This is a genomic window from Streptococcus sp. GMD1S (assembly GCF_000296875.1).
Classification (GTDB): domain Bacteria; phylum Bacillota; class Bacilli; order Lactobacillales; family Streptococcaceae; genus Streptococcus.
Window position 1 is genome coordinate 1 of the sequence record NZ_AJQY01000431.1, and the last position, 557, is coordinate 557.

1 protein-coding gene is annotated in these 557 nt (G+C 45.4%); it reads right to left on the reverse strand.

From position 1 onward, the window contains the following. The coding region (locus GMD1S_RS10815; RefSeq protein ID WP_000630180.1) for a methylenetetrahydrofolate reductase at positions 1 to 557 on the reverse strand (557 nt) is incomplete at both ends.

Here is a 557-nt window from a genome sequence, read left to right on the forward strand (position 1 = left end):
GCTTGGTGGATGTATTTTGCTGTTTCAGCATTGTTCATGGTGTAGAGATGCACACCAGCAACATCCTGAGTTACCAAGTCCACGATCTGATCCACGGCATAGGCAAGTCCTGCTGCTCTGAGCGACTCAGGGTCATGCTCATACTTGTCTAAGATGGCCTTAAATTTACGTGGAAGATGGATATTCTCACAAGTCTTCAAGAGACGAAGCGCTTGATTTCGATTCAGAATTGGCATAATCCCCGCATGAATAGGAACATCAATCCCTGCCAAGGTACACTTGTCTTGAAAATCGTAGAAGCGCTCATTGTCAAAGAAAAGTTGCGTTACGAGACTGGAACAACCTGAATCCACTTTCTTCTTGAGGTTTTGAATATCCGAGATTTGGTTTGGAGAGTCAGGGTGTCCCTCTGGATAACAAGCACCAACAATATCAAAGTGAGGGGCTTGTTCCTTGATGAACTCGATCAAATCCGTTGCGTAGCGGAAATCCTTTTGTGGCTCCACATCAGGGATAATATCCCCACGCAAGGCCAAGATTTTCTGTACCCCAACCTT